This window comes from Oleisolibacter albus (genome assembly GCF_003336875.1).
GTDB classification, from domain to species: Bacteria; Pseudomonadota; Alphaproteobacteria; order Azospirillales; family Azospirillaceae; genus Niveispirillum; species Niveispirillum album.
Map to the genome: position 1 here is coordinate 256,556 of NZ_QGNJ01000003.1, position 14,111 is coordinate 270,666.

At 66.7% G+C, this 14,111-nt stretch carries 13 protein-coding genes; 5 read left to right on the forward strand and 8 right to left on the reverse strand.

Annotated features, from left to right (window positions below; genetic code table 11):
- Positions 1-60 precede the first annotated feature (60 nt).
- On the reverse strand, positions 61-1,827 hold the full coding sequence (gene ptsG / locus DK368_RS06020; protein WP_114392987.1) for a PTS glucose transporter subunit IIBC: 1,767 nt from the start codon (positions 1,825-1,827) through the stop codon (positions 61-63).
- A 242-nt stretch (positions 1,828-2,069) separates the two neighbouring features.
- On the opposite strand from ptsG, the gene ptsP reads away from it, so the two are divergent.
- Positions 2,070-4,646 (forward strand): phosphoenolpyruvate--protein phosphotransferase, encoded by a 2,577-nt coding sequence (gene ptsP, locus DK368_RS06025; RefSeq protein WP_114392989.1) that lies wholly within the window; start codon positions 2,070-2,072, stop codon positions 4,644-4,646.
- Between the two features lie 94 nt (positions 4,647-4,740).
- On the opposite strand, the gene DK368_RS06030 is transcribed toward ptsP, so the two are convergent.
- Entirely contained in the window at positions 4,741-5,442 is a 702-nt protein-coding gene (locus DK368_RS06030; protein ID WP_114392991.1) for a hypothetical protein, read from the reverse strand.
- 240 nt (positions 5,443-5,682) lie between these two features.
- Here DK368_RS06030 and DK368_RS06035 point away from each other — a divergent pair, with 240 nt between their 5' ends.
- On the forward strand, positions 5,683-6,204 hold the full coding sequence (locus DK368_RS06035) for a sigma-70 family RNA polymerase sigma factor (RefSeq protein ID WP_275668478.1): 522 nt from the start codon (positions 5,683-5,685) through the stop codon (positions 6,202-6,204).
- 13 nt (positions 6,205-6,217) lie between these two features.
- Entirely contained in the window at positions 6,218-7,048 is an 831-nt protein-coding gene (locus DK368_RS06040) for an anti-sigma factor family protein (protein ID WP_155524489.1), read from the forward strand.
- Between the two features lie 19 nt (positions 7,049-7,067).
- Here DK368_RS06040 and DK368_RS06045 read toward each other — a convergent pair whose 3' ends face one another.
- A complete protein-coding gene (locus tag DK368_RS06045) occupies positions 7,068-7,661 on the reverse strand; it encodes a PAS domain-containing protein (RefSeq protein ID WP_114392995.1) in 594 nt (197 codons plus the stop codon).
- Positions 7,662-7,842: 181 nt separating this feature from the next.
- On the opposite strand from DK368_RS06045, the gene DK368_RS06050 reads away from it, so the two are divergent.
- On the forward strand, positions 7,843-8,157 hold the full coding sequence (locus DK368_RS06050; protein ID WP_155524490.1) for a hypothetical protein: 315 nt from the start codon (positions 7,843-7,845) through the stop codon (positions 8,155-8,157).
- Between the two features lie 44 nt (positions 8,158-8,201).
- On the opposite strand, the gene DK368_RS06055 is transcribed toward DK368_RS06050, so the two are convergent.
- Complete coding sequence (locus DK368_RS06055) at positions 8,202-9,884, reverse strand: methyl-accepting chemotaxis protein (RefSeq protein WP_114392999.1); 1,683 nt, start codon at positions 9,882-9,884, stop codon at positions 8,202-8,204.
- A 342-nt stretch (positions 9,885-10,226) separates the two neighbouring features.
- On the opposite strand from DK368_RS06055, the gene DK368_RS06060 reads away from it, so the two are divergent.
- A complete protein-coding gene (locus DK368_RS06060; protein WP_114393001.1) occupies positions 10,227-10,502 on the forward strand; it encodes an HU family DNA-binding protein in 276 nt (91 codons plus the stop codon).
- Positions 10,503-10,694: 192 nt separating this feature from the next.
- Here the strand turns inward: DK368_RS06060 and DK368_RS21275 are convergent, their stop codons facing one another.
- The 4 genes from DK368_RS21275 to DK368_RS06075 all read right to left on the reverse strand — a co-directional run bounded on the left by DK368_RS21275 (position 10,695) and on the right by DK368_RS06075 (position 14,036).
- On the reverse strand, positions 10,695-10,850 hold the full coding sequence (locus DK368_RS21275; protein ID WP_155524491.1) for a hypothetical protein: 156 nt from the start codon (positions 10,848-10,850) through the stop codon (positions 10,695-10,697).
- Between the two features lie 57 nt (positions 10,851-10,907).
- A complete protein-coding gene (locus DK368_RS06065; RefSeq protein WP_162305902.1) occupies positions 10,908-11,591 on the reverse strand; it encodes a substrate-binding periplasmic protein in 684 nt (227 codons plus the stop codon).
- Positions 11,592-11,856: 265 nt separating this feature from the next.
- Positions 11,857-12,822: a 2-hydroxyacid dehydrogenase gene (locus DK368_RS06070; RefSeq protein WP_114393005.1), complete on the reverse strand. Its 966-nt coding sequence runs from the start codon at positions 12,820-12,822 to the stop codon at positions 11,857-11,859.
- 89 nt (positions 12,823-12,911) lie between these two features.
- Positions 12,912-14,036, reverse strand: coding sequence for an EAL domain-containing protein (locus DK368_RS06075; RefSeq protein WP_162305903.1), 1,125 nt, complete (start codon positions 14,034-14,036; stop codon positions 12,912-12,914).
- Positions 14,037-14,111 lie beyond the last annotated feature (75 nt).

The window sequence follows — 14,111 nt, forward strand, 5'->3', positions numbered from 1 at the left end:
GGGACAAACCCTTCACAGGTAGCGTCGCCGTCCCCGGAGGGACGGCGACCTTTTGACCCGTTACTCGGCGGCCCGCTTGCCGCCGTTGATGGCCGCGGCAAGCGCCTCGGCCTCGGTGCCGACAACCAGGTCCAGCCCGGTGGTGCCCACACCCATGATCATCCGCACGCCAGCCTGCTTCAGAGCAGCCTGATCGGCCTTGGCCACATTCACCAGTTCCACCCGCAGCCGGGTGGCGGCGAAGACGTCCAGGCTCTTGATGTTGCCAGCACCACCCAGGGCCGCACGGATGCGGTCCGGGGAGAGGGTGGTCGTGGTCGGCGCAGCTGCGGCCGGAGCCGGGGCCGCGGCAGCCGGGGCGGCGATGGGGCCGTCGGCGTCCGCGGTGGTCCCGCGCAGATACTCTTCCATTTCGGTCTTCAGGTTTTCCGACAGCGTGCCGAACACGGCCTGCACACTGTCACCGACCCGCAGGATGCCCGAGGCGCCCATGGCCCGCAGCTTCGGCTCGTCCACCGCGGCCGGGTTGCCGACCACCACGCGCAGGCGGGTGATGCAGGCGTCCAGGTTGCGGATGTTGCCACGGCCGCCGAAGGCCACGACCAGATCACGGGCGCGGCCGGTGCCGACCTGCACGCCGACATCTTCCGAAGTCGTATCCTCACGGCCCGGGGTCTTCAGGTTGAGGACCCGGATAGCGGTGCGGAACACGGTGTAATAGATGGCGCCGTAGATCGGGCCGACAATCAGCACCAGCCACCAGTTCTTGGCATAGGGGCTCAGCGCGTTGAAGACCACGAAGTCAATGCCACCCTGGGAGAAGGTGAAGCCCATATGCATGTCGAGCGTGTTCGCCACGAACTGGGTCGAGGCGGCCAGCACGGCATGGATCAGGTACAGCACCGGGGCGAGGAACAGGAAGGAGAACTCGATCGGCTCGGTGATGCCCGTCAGGAACGAGGTCAGAGCGGCCGAGATCATGATGCCGCCGACGCGCACCCGGTTCTCCGGCTTGGCCGAATGCCAGATGGCGATGGCAGCGGCCGGCAGGCCGAACATCTTGAAGAAGAAGGCGCCAGCCAGGATACCGGCAGTGGGGTCGCCGGCGAAGTAACGGGCGATGTCGCCATGCACGACCTTGCCGGTCGCATCGGTGAAGCTGCCGATCTCGAAGAAGAACGGCACGTTCCAGATGTGATGCAGACCGAACGGGATCAGCAGACGCTCGACGAAGCCGTACACCGTCGCCGCCATGCGCGGATCACTTTCCGCGGCCCAGCGGGAGAAGACGTTGATGCCGTCCTGGATGGGCGGCCAGATCACCGACAGGACCATGCCGAGCACGATCGCGGCCAGGGCCGTGACGATCGGCACGAAGCGCTTGCCGGCGAAGAAGCCGAGATAGGGGGGCAGATTGATCTTGTAGTAGCGATTGAACATCGCCGCCGCGAGACCACCAGCCAGGATACCGCCGAACACGCCGGTTTCCATGGACTTGATGCCCATGATGGTCTTCGGCTCCATGCCCCAGACCTGGGCCATGACGCCGAGGGTCGCCAGCATCACCATATAACCGATGGTCGCGGCCACAGCCGACACACCGTCGTTTTCAGTGAAACCGAGAGCCACGCCGATGGCGAAGATGAGAGGCAGGTTTCCGAATATGACATCGCCGGCATTCTTCATGATCAGCGAGACGATTTCGGGCATGAAGCCGAAATTCGCCGCACCAATACCAAGAAGAAGGCCAGCTACCGGCAGAACAGCCACCGGCAACATTAGCGACTTACCGACTTTTTGCAGGAACGCGAAGGGATTTAGTGTCATTGCGGTTCCCCGCTTGTTGGTTGACAGCTGCCGTGTCGTACCCTTAATTAAGCCTAATACAACATGGAGCCGTGAAGGTTTCCTGCTCTGCGATGGTGCCGAAGGTTTAGCTACATTTCCCCGGCACCCCGCGGTTCGGAAGCATGTCCGGACGGTGTTGAAGCCGTACCGGGAAGGCCGTGCTGCGACCTCCGCCATACACCCTTGGTGATGGCTTATGGGCTGAAATAAGTGGGACCACTATGACCGAGATCAATCTCACTGCTCCACTTGCTGGATGGGCCATGTCGCTGGAGGAGGTGCCTGACCCGGCCTTCGCCCAGCGTCTGGTCGGCGATGGACTGGCAATCGATCCCGTCGGCAACGAGCTGCGGGCCCCGTGCGACGGCGTGATCCTGTCCGTCCACCGCGCTCGGCACGCCTGCACATTGCGGGCTGCCAGCGGCGCCGAGATCCTTCTGCATGTCGGTGTCGACACGGTTGCCCTTAATGGCACGGGCTTCACCGCCCATGTCAAGGACGGGCAGGCCGTGCGCGCCGGGGATCTCCTTTTGAGCTTCGACATCAACGTTTTAGCCAGCCGGGCGCGTAGCCTGGTCAGCATGATGGTGGTGGTCAACGGTGACTCCTTCCAGGTGGGCGACTGTGCCACCGGCCGCTCGGTGGAGATCGGTGACCGCATCATGACCGTGATCGGCGGAACCCTGGCCGCGGACAGCAGCCCGGCCGCGGCCGACGCGGTGCCGGCCGACGCGCCGACGGCCGAAGGGCAGGTGCAGCTGTGCATCGCCCAGGGCCTGCATGCGCGTCCCGCCGCGGCCCTGGCCAATGCGGCCAAGGCCCATCCGGGTGCCGTTGCGATCGTCTGTCGCGGCCGCAGCGCCAATGCCAAGAGCGTGGTGTCGCTGATGGGCCTGGGCACGGTGCTGGGCGACGAGCTGACCGTCCAGGTCTCCGGCGGCAACGCCGCGACCGTGGTCGAACAGCTTGTCGGGCTGATCCGCGCCGGCCTGGGCGACCCGGTCGTGCAGCCGGGCAGTGCCCCGGCGGTGGCCGCAGCACCAGCCGCTCCGGCGGTTGCGGTGCCGGCTCCGGCGGAGGAGGCGGTCGGCCCGCCATTCGCGGCCGGTGAAGAGGTGCTGTTGAAGGGCACCATCGCCGTCCCCGGCGTGGCTGTCGGTCCGGTGGTGCGACGCTTCCGCACGGTCCAGGCCGTCAACGAGACGGGGGCCGGTGCCGCCGTCGAGGAGCCGCGGCTGACCCGGGCCCTGGCCCAGGTCACGGCCCAGCTGGCGGATGCGGCCACGCGCATGCCCGAGCAGGGGGCCATCTTCCAGGCGCATCAGGCGCTGCTGGAAGATCCTGAACTGGTCGACGCCGCCCTGGCCGGTGTGCGGGCGGGCCAGAGCGCCGAATGGGCCTGGAGCAGGGCCTCGCAGGCCCATGCGGAGGTGCTGTCGCGCCTGGCCGACGCCCGCATGGCCGAACGCGCCGCGGATCTGCGTGACCTGGAGCAGCAGGTGCTGGCCGTCCTGGCCGGGCGGAGTGCCGGGGCCGGGCTGGCCGATCTGCCCAAGGGCAGCGTCGTGGTGGCGGATGAGATCCTGCCTTCGGATCTGGCCGGTGTTCCGGCCGGGTTGCTGGGCGGCATCTGCATGGCCCATGGCGGCCCCACTTCCCATGCCGTGATCCTGGCCTCGGCTCTCGGCGTGCCGACGATCGTAGCGCTGGGACGCCAGGCGGAGCGTATTCCCGACGGGGCGCCGGTGATCGTCGACGGCAACCGTGCCGAACTGCGCGTGTTCCCGCCGGAAGATGCGCTGGCCTCCACCCGCGACGTTGCGGCGCAGCGGGCCGCCCGCCGGGCGGAGAACCGCAAGTCGGCCGGTGAACTGTGCGTCATGGCCGACGGCACCCGGATCGAGGTGTTCGCCAATCTGGGCCGTGTCGGCGATACCGCCGAAGCGGTGCAGGAAGGGGCCGAGGGCTGCGGTCTGTTGCGCACCGAGTTCCTGTTCCTGGAGCGCCAGTCGGCACCGACCGAGGAGGAGCAGTATGACCAGTACCAGCAGATCGCCGATGGTCTGGGCGGCCGCCCGCTGATCATCCGCACGCTGGACGTGGGCGGCGACAAGCCGCTGCCCTACATGCCGTTGCCACCGGAGGAAAACCCGGTGCTGGGCCTGCGCGGCGTGCGCGTCGGTCTGCGTGAGCCGGAACTGCTGCGCACGCAGATCCGGGCCATCCTGCGGGTCAAACCCTATGGTGTCTGCAGCATCATGGTGCCGATGATCGCGTCTCCGTCGGAGATGAAGATCGTCCGGACCATGGTCGATGAGGAGCGGGCCAAGCTGGGCCGGGCCGAACCCATCGCCCTGGGTGCCATGATCGAGGTGCCGGCGGCGGCGCTGATTGCCGACCGCATCTCGATTCTGGCGGACTTCCTGTCCATCGGCACCAACGACCTGACCCAGTATGTGCTGGCCATGGACCGGGGCAACCCGCATGTGGCGGCCCATCTGGACGCGCTGCATCCGGGCGTTCTGCGCCTGATCCGGCAGGCGGTGCAGGGGGCGGCGCCGTTGGGACGCACTGTTGCGGTCTGTGGCGGTTCGGCTTCCGATCCCATGGCGGCACCGCTGCTGTTGGGCCTTGGTGTCACCGAGCTGTCGGCCACGCCGGCGGTCATCGCCGACCTTAAGGCCTTCATCCGCACCCTGCGCATGGAAGATTGCCGCGCGGTGGCCGAGGCGGCCCTGGGTGTCGACAGTGCCGAAGAGGTGCGGGCCCTGGTCGTGCGCCAGTGGCCGGAGCTTTGACGTCGACCTCCCCGCGGCCGTCCGCGGCGTGGGGCACTTGAGTAGGATGGTTTCGGCCCGGGTTTCGCGACCCGGGCCGAACTTTTTGCAGCAGTCAGCGGCGCCGGGCGGCTTCCTGTGCGAACCCGGCCAGATAGGCCAATACCGACCAGTAGAGGAACAGTTCCTCCAGTTCGCTGGGGCGGGCCAGCCCGAAAGACAGGTCGAAGCCGTTGGTCAGGATGCTGTCGAGCATGAAGGCGGCTACAGCCAGCAGGCCTGGCATCAGCATGGCCGATCCAGGCAGCACGGGGGTCAGCCAGCCCAGGCGGACCGGCCGGCCGCGCCAACGGCGCAGGGCGATGACGAGGCCGGCCAGGACGCCAATCTCCAGGATGATGCGCGGCTTCTGGTCGAACCAAGCCGAGGTGTTGTGCAGATTGGTTTCGCCCTGATCGTTGAGCTGCTGCCACAGGTCCGGCGTGGCCCAGTGGAGAAGATGCTGGCCATAGCTGATTTCCTCCAGCATGGCATAGGTGCAGCCGGCGACGGCCAGCAGAAACCACCAGCTGTGGGCGGGATCCTGCCGGCGGCAGTGATGCCAGCAGCGCAGCCCGTATCCGATGCCCAGCAGCAGCAGCAGGACCTGCAGGCTTTCCACCGGCCCCATTTCCGTACCCGTCAGGGGCCACTGCAATTGACCCTCCAGAAACAGAATCAGGATGAAGCTCAGCGCCGGGGCGTAGAGGGTGAGAAGGCGGACAGTGAGGTGGGGCGTCGTCACCGGAGCGACGGCATCGCTGTGAGTCAGGAACATGATATCCAGGTCGCAAAAAGCAGAAGGGCGGCATTGATGCCGCCCGTGGGTGAAATAAAACGCACATGGAAATGTCATAAAACGTCCATGCAGGGCCGGCTTTTTCCCGCAACCCAGCCTTGATGCCCATCCGGTGCGGCGTTGATCGGGCGTGACGGTTTTCCTGGGAATAGGTGTGCCGGTGCGGCGTATAATAAGGTGAGGCGGGGTGCCCCGCTCTGGCCGGCAGGTGATTTCCCCGTGCTTCCGGATATCCGTTCCCATCTTCCTGCGCTGCGGCGCTATGCCATGGTTCTGACCCGTGATGCGGACCGGGCCGAGGATCTGGTGCAGGAAAGTCTGGTCCGGGCACTGGCCGGGGCCTCCACCTGGCAGCCGGGAGCCAATCTGCGGACCTGGCTGCTGTCGATCGTTCACAACACCTGTGTCTCGGGCTGGCGCCGGGAACAGTCCGAGCGCCGCGGGCTGGCCCAGCTGTTCCCCGATGCGGCGGAGCCGTCGGAACCGCCGAGCCAGATCGCCGTGGTCGAGGCGCATCAGGTCATGGGCGCTCTGCTCCGCCTTCCGGACGGCGCGCGCGACATCCTGATGCTGGCCGCCGTCGAAGGGTTGAGTTACCGGGAGATCGCCGAGGTCCAGGGCGTGCCACTGGGCACGGTGATGTCCCGTCTGTCGCGGGCGCGCGAACAGCTGCGCCAGCAACTGGCCGCGGCGCCGCCGATCCCGGCTTCCCGCCGGCCCCACCTCACGGTCGTGGAATAGGAGGATGCTGCCCATGCATGATCCTGTGACCGAGGATGACCTCACCGCCTATATCGACGGGCAGCTGGACCTGCCCCGGCAAGCCGTGGTGGAGCAGTGGCTTGCCGGTCATCCCGCGGTGGCGGCCCGGGTGATGGCCGACAAGAGCCTGTCTGATCTGCTGCGGGTGGGATGTGTCGCCCCGGAGGTGCCGCCGACCCGTCTGGTCGCGACCGATCAGCTGGCCGGCCGGCTGCAGCGTCAGCTGCTGCTGCGGCTGGTGCGCCGCGGAGTGCAGCGCGGGCTTGCGGCCTGTCTGCTGATTGCGGTGGGCTGGGGCCTGAACGCGATGAGTCCCGGCTTCACCGCCCCGGCCGATGCCGCCCTGCCAGTGCCGGTCTTCGCCGACGAGGCGGCTGAGGCGTTCCATACGGCGCTGCGTGAGCGTGTGGCGGAGCGCGGGCTGGCCGATGATGCAGTGGAGGAGGTGGCCCATCTGGCCTCCGCCGATCCTGACATTCCAGTTCCCCTGCCATCGCCGCAGGGCCGCGGCTGGCAGTTGCTGGGTGCGCGGCTGGCACCTTGGGACGAGGGGGATGCCGCACAGGTCTTCTGGCGGGACAAACACGGCGATCTGCTGGTGATCTTTGCCGTGGAGGACCCGGGAAGCCGGCCGCCGCGGCCGCTGGATCTGGTTCCGCAGGTGGTGGGCATCGATGGGCGCCCCGTGGTCTATTGGCGCCAAGGCGCCTATGCCTATGCCGTGACCGGCACGGTCAGCCGCGGCAAACTCGTGCGGTTTGCCAATGGGGCTGCCTCTGCGACCAACCGGGAAGCGATGGGACCGGCCGGCGCTGGCCCGTGATGGCGCCGGCCGATCGCGGTCAGGACCAGGGGGCCAGATCCCTGTCCGTCGGACGGACGATAGTCTCCGGGCCGTCCAGGGTTGGAGGGGCCTGCATCCGTCCGGCCTCTGCCACCTTCAGTGCGGACACCATGCTGAACACATGGTCCACGACCGCCCCGCACCGCAGGGGCAGCATCAGGCGGCGATACGTTTTCCATTCACGGCCGCGCATCACCAGCCGGGCCTGGAACCCCAGAGGTCGCCCCTGGTCCAGGCATTCATCAAAGGGCGCGCGCCGGGCTGCGTAGGCCGCCGGCGGCAGGATCTCGTCCACATAGCGCCAGGTCGGGTCTTCCCCCCACATGGCACAGGCCCCCGTGCCCATCAGACGGCAAAGATAGCGCCCGTTGGGCATGCGCTGGTAAAGGACCAGCCAGGGCAGGATATGCCGCGGCATCTGTGCCGGGTCCAATTGCCGCTTTTCCGGGACACCATCCGTTCTGGGCAACCGCAACCAATAGCGGAGGCAGTCACCGAAGCCGCTGGCGGCCATGAACGCAGCAAAATCCATATCGATCATTCCGTGCGCAACGAAGTTCGTCTGATGGCGCTGTTGGCGTGGGCCTGTCATCCGCAGAATTAGCAAGAATTAAACGAATCCGCACATATTATGCAGATACATACAAAAAGGTTATGTCTGGCAACGTGGCTGTGTCTACTGGTTGGGCTGGTGGGTGGTCCGATGCGGAGTTGTTGGGCGAACCCCGATTGGGATGGAGTACGGCATGCAGGCCGGAAGTGAATATGCCGGAATGATCGATCGGATGCGCCGGCACCGCCGTCTTCTGCCCGAGACGACGGCGGTGCGGTCGGTCCTGCGGCATCTGGAGGAGACCTCGGCACAGGTCGATGCTGCGACCCGACTGCTGTGGCAGTTGCGGCAGCAGCCGATGCCATCGGCTCCGGTGAGAACCCTGATGGCGGCGACATCGGCCCGGCTGATGCGCCTGCTGTCGTTGGAAGCCATGCTGGACCGGACGCTGATGGCGGCGGCAGAAGTCCTGGCGCCGCTGGCCGCCCCGGTCACGGCCCCGTGGGACCGTGCCGGTGGCCGCCCGGATCTGTGATACCGGCGGCAGCCAGGGGGCGGACCCGTGCCGCCCCGATGACCTCAGGCAGCCCGCACACTGCTGAGGAAGCGGTCAACCTCCTGGCGCAGAGTCTCGGCATTCCGGGACAGTTCGGCGGCCGTTCCCAGCACCTGCTCGGCTGCGGCGCCGGTCTCCGACACCGACTGGCTGACACCGGTGATATTGCCCGACACATCCTGGGTGCCGCGGGCCGCCTGCTGGACGTTGCCGGCGATGTCGCGGGTGGCGGCGCCCTGCTGCTCGACGGCGGCAGCGATGGTGGCGGAGATCTCGCTCATGCGCGTGATGGTGCCGCCAATGCCGGTGACGGCTTGCCGCGCCTGCCCGGTGGCGGCCTGGATCTCCGCGACCTTGGTTTGGATCTCCTCGGTGGCACGGCCGGTCTGGGTGGCCAACGCCTTGACCTCCGAGGCCACGACGGCAAAACCCTTCCCTGCTTCGCCCGCGCGTGCCGCCTCGATGGTGGCGTTCAGCGCCAGCAGATTGGTCTGGCCGGCAATGGTGTTGATCATCTCGACCACATGGCCGATATCGGCCGCCGCCTGAACCAGGCCGGCAATGGTGCTTGCCGTCCGCTCTGCCTCCGACACGGCATCTCCGGCGATGCTGCTGGACGCCGCCACCTGACGGGCGATCTCCTGGATCGAGGCGGTCAGTTCCTCGGTGGCGCCAGCCACGGTGCTGACATTGCTGCTGGCCTGCTCGGCGGCGGCGGCCACGGCCGCGGCCTGGGCATTGGCCTGCTGTGCCATGTCGGTCATGGAGCCGGCCGCCGTCTGCATTTCGGTCGAGGCTGCGGCCACGGCGTCAACCGTCGCCTTCACGCTGGCTTCGAAGGCTTCGGCCATGCGCAGGCGGGCCTCCCGCCGTTCCCGGGCCGCCCGCTCCTCCGCCGCCCGAACGTCGGCCTCCATCTCCCGGTTACGGACCATGCTGTCCTTGAACACCAGAACAGCCTTGCCCATGGCGCCGACCTCGTCGCCGCGATCGGCCTCGGGAAAGCTGACGGACAGATCGCCATCGGCCAGCGCCCGCATCTTGACCGCCAAACCATGGACACGCCGGCTGAGATCGGTGCCGACCAGGGCGATCAGACCGATGGCCGGCAGGGCCAGAACGATGATGATGCCGCCGATCTTCCACAGCATGCCGCGGAAATCGGCCTGCAGGTCATCGATGAACACGCCCGTGCCGACGAAAATGCCCCAGGGTGCGAACCCCTGGGCATAGGCCAGCTTGGTGGCATAGTCGGTGCCGCCCTGGGTGCGCGGCCAGCCATATTCCATGTAGCCGCCGCCCTGCCGCTTGGTCATGGTGGCCAGCTCGCGCATGAGATAGACGCCGTTGGCATCCTTGATCCCGGATACATCGGCCCCGACCAGCTTGGGATTGGCATGGACAAAGCCAATCAGATCCCAGCTATGCGCGAACATGTACTCGCCCCCACGGTAGCGGATGGCGCCGGCCGCCTGCTGGAAGCGGATCTTCGCCTCGTCCCGGGTCATACGCCCGGCCGTGACCTCATCCTCCAGCTTGACGGCGATGCCGACGGCGGACTCCGTCACGGATTTCAACTCCTGGAGGCGGTCCGCGTACATCCGCTGATAGTTCTGGTACAGACAAAGCCCGGCAATGGCAAAAATGACGAGACTGGAGACGGCCACCAGGCTGAGCAGTTTCGCTCTGATCGATAACGTGTTCATCGTTTCATCCCCGGCATATTACTGGCGCGAATCACGCTTGCCGCCAGCGTCATTCTCTTCATGCTCACCATAAGGGCTTAATCCCTTAAGCTGTGGTAAAAGCCGAACAAGCTGGCCGTGAAATGACTCACATCAATGGCGCGGTCGTTGCCGGGGTGCGGCGGACAGGCGCGGGGCGGTCGTCATCGGTGCCGGGGCGCATCCGGGGCCGTGGGACCGGCGGCCGGAAGCGCCTTTGTCATAGGGTCGCCCGAATACTGCCGCTTGCCATTCTCGGAAACCCGCGTCACAAGGGCGTAAGAGGCCGTTCAGCCTCTGCGATACGAAGGGAGCATTACGGAAATGAACAAAGGTGAACTCGCCGCTGCTGTTGCCAGCGCCGCCGGTCTGACTTCGGCCGCGGCCGGCAAGGCCGTGGACGCTGTGTTCGACGCGATCACCGGCGCGCTGAAGAAGGGCGACGATGTCCGCCTGGTCGGCTTCGGCACCTTCTCGGTGTCCGATCGTCCGGCGCGCGAAGGCAAGAATCCCCGGACCGGCGAGACCATCAAGATCGCGGCCAGCAAGCAGCCGAAATTCTCGGCCGGCAAGGGGCTGAAGGACGCCGTCAACGGCTGATCCGGTTCATCGGCGTATCGACCGGCCCTGATTGCCAGGGCCGGCCGCTCACGCGGATGACAGCAGGTCCGGGGCCGTGCGGTCTGCCACACAGCCCCGGTCCGCCGCCGCTGCCTCACAGTCCGCCTTACAGTCGGGGCGGGAGTGAGGAAAAGCCGGGCGGCGGGTCTTCCTTCCTCTGCCCGCCCGCGATCACATGGGCCAGCAGCTGCGGCAGCCCTGATTGGGCTTGGTCGCCGAAATCTGCACCTCACCCTCCTTCTGTGCCGACGACCACAGGGCCGTGACAGCCAGGGACGACAGGCCGGCAATGGTCAGGGTGACAGCAACGATCTTCTTCACAGACATAGCTTTCTCCACGGCTGGTTGTGATGCCCTTCATGGCATCGACCGGGGAGGGTAAGCTTATGATTTGCGCGGTTCTATCGCCGTGTCGCGTTCACGGATGGCGGCAATGGCCTGGTTGAGGCGCGAGATCACCTCGACCGGCACCGATAGGGAACAGAGGATGCGGCCGGGCTCATCCTCGCCGAGGTCCTCGACATCATGCACCGCCAGGGCGCTGCGCTGGATGGGTGTCTTCTCTTCGAGAGCATCCAGGCTGTTGGCGTCGGCCACGGCATAATCAATGCGCTTGGCCTGGAGCATTTCCAGCACCGATGCCGGCGACCCCCGGATGATCTGCACATTGGGGCGTCCGTCCTGCAGCAGCGGGTCCAGGGTCGGGCCGAGCGGCATGCTCTGCTGGTGGCCGAAAATCAGCGTTTCATCGGCCAGCAGCGAGGCCAGACTGTGATGCCGGGCCGGCCGCGGATCATCCCGGCGGAAGATGATGGTCCAGTGCGGGGCGGGAAACAGGGGGTCGGTGTACTGGAAGACCCCCTTGCGGTCGGGAGTCAGCCGGGCGTTGGGGAGACAGGCGACGAGATCCGGTCGGGCGAGATCCTTCAATATCCGCGGACGCGGCACCGGTCCCGACCAGAGCGGCGTCAGCCCGGCCCGGGAGAAGATCTCCTCAATCCGATCGACCACATAGCCGCTGGGATGACTTCCCGTTTCGATGAAGGGCCGCATGTCCGGATAGAGCATAACCAGCCCTTCCGCGTGGGCCGGCGAATTGGGCAGAAGAAGCAGAGAACAACATAGCGCGATATGCGCCGCCCGCCGCCGCAGGCCGGCAAATGATAACCTGTTTATTGCAGAAATTAAAAATTTCGACATTCGGGAGAGTGTTTCCCAAGCGGCTTATAGAGTTTCTTTCTAAGCGAATACGGCGAAACATCCAACCCTTATTCACAATTCCTTATGCACACGGCAGCAAACGCCACGTTCCGGATGTGCCGGGCGCCGGCCGTCAGGGCCAGAGCGGGTCCCGCGGTGTCTGGCCGGTACAGACGGCGGCGATGTTGTCGAGGGCGCGAAAACCCATTGCCGTGCGGGTTTCAAGGGTGGCGCTGGCCACATGCGGTGTCAGGATCAGGTTGGGCAGTTCGGCCAGCCGACGATCGAAATCCGGCTCGCGCCGGAAAACATCGAGTCCCGCGGCGAACAGATGGCCGGAGCGTAGCGCATCGATCAACGCCTCCTCATCGACCAGCGTTCCCCGGGCCGTGTTGACGAAGATGGCCCCGCGCGGCAGCCGGGCGAAGGCATCGGCATTCATCAGGCCTTCGGTATCGCCGCTGGCCGGCGCATGCAGGCTCAGGATCTGGCAGTGCGGCAGCATGGCATGGAGGTCGGCGAAATAGCGGGCACCCTGCTCCAGGTCAGGCGGCAACCGGCGGCGGTTACAATAGAGGATGGGCATGTTGAAACCCCGGGCCCGGCGGGCCACGGCCTGACCGATGCGCCCCATGCCAAGAATGCCGAGGGTCCGCCCGCTGACATCCACGCCCAGCATCTCGTCGAGGCCGAAGCTGCGGCGCCAGCCCGCACGCATGATGGCGGCATACTCGCCGGCCCGCCGGGCGGCCGCGAGGATCAACAGGAATGCTAGGTCGGCCGTGGCCTCGGTCAGGACATCGGGCGTGTTCGTCACGACCAGTCCCCGGGCCCGGGCCGCTGCCACGTCGATGTGATCAAAGCCCGCACTGCAGGTGGCGGCCACGCGCAGATGGTCCGGCAAACTGGCGATGAAATCGGCATCCAGCCGCAATTTTGGCGTCAGCAGCAGGGCATCAGCCCGAATCCGCCGAATCGCGGCAAGAGCCATGCCGGCATCAAGGTCGGTGTCCGGCACAATGGCCTCGAACTCGGCTCTGATCCGCTCCAGCACGGGAACAGGAAGCCGGCGGGTCACGACAAGGCGGGGACGGGACATGGTGCGGCTGTGCGTAGGGGGCAGGGGATGGCAGCCTGCCAGAGCGACGCTGACAGGGCCAGTGTGCCGAATCGCCGGGGACGCTCCGGCTACTCCCAGCGCAGCGTCTCCAGCGGTGCCGGCCGGCCGAACAGCCAGCCCTGGCCCCAACGCCCGCCCAGGGCGGCGATGGTCGCCGCGACCGCTTCCTCCTCGATGCCCTCCGCCACCACATGCAATCCCAGCTCCCGTGCCAGGGCCAGGATGCCGGCGGCCACGGCGCGCGGTCGCCGACCGCCGGCCACATCAGCCACCAGCGAGCGGTCCAGCTTCACCACGCTCAGTGGCAGGTCGGACAGGCAGGAGAAGGAAGAATATCCGGTTCCGAAATCATCCAGGGAAATCGAGATATCCATGGCGCGCAGCGCATGCAGCGCGCTGACCGCCTGGGGCGAGACGGCGGCGCTCTCCGTCACTTCGACCTTGAGACGGGCCGCCGGAAACCCGGTCTCGGTCAGAATATCGGCGATGACCGCTGGGGCATCCGCCAGCCAGCAGGGCGAGACATTGCAACTGAGAAACGGGGCATCGCCATGTCGTGCCAGTGCCGTACAGGCCTGGCGCATCACCGTTTGGTCGATGTCTGCCACCTGCCCACTTGTTTCGGCCAGCGGAATGAAGATGCCGGGCGGAATCAGCCCCTGGGCCGGATGATGCCAGCGGGCCAGGGCTTCGTATCCCTCGACGCGGCGGCTCTCCAGGCTGACGATCGGCTGCAGGTAAGGGACGATCAGATCCGCAGCCAGATCGCGGGCCAGATCCCGCTCTTGCCGCAACCAGCGCAGCACCTCGCTTTCGGTGCGGGCCGCCGACTCACCCGGCGCGGCATCGTCATCCCTGTGCTGTTGCTGTCCGCGCAGGCGCAGCGACAGGCTGCGCACCAGGGCCGCCAGCACCGGATCGGCGAGATCGATGCGGCGGCTGATCTGCTCCGCCGTGACCACCAGAAGGCTGGCCTGTGTCAGGGTGACCGCCGTCGCCGACCGGGGCAACCCGTCGAGCAGCCCCATCTCGCCGACGAACTCACCCGGCCCCAGCACCACCCGGCGATCCTCACCGTTTCCGGGCAACAGGATGGCGACATGGCCATTCTCGATGACATAGGCGTGGTCCGTCGCCTCGCCGGCCTGGAACAGTACGGAGCCGGCGGGCAGCTCACGGCGGGTGCTCAGCATGGAACCTCCTCGCATGCGTCACCAATGGCGGCCTGACCCGCGCATGGCCAGCCCCCATCCCCTGCAAGCGATATG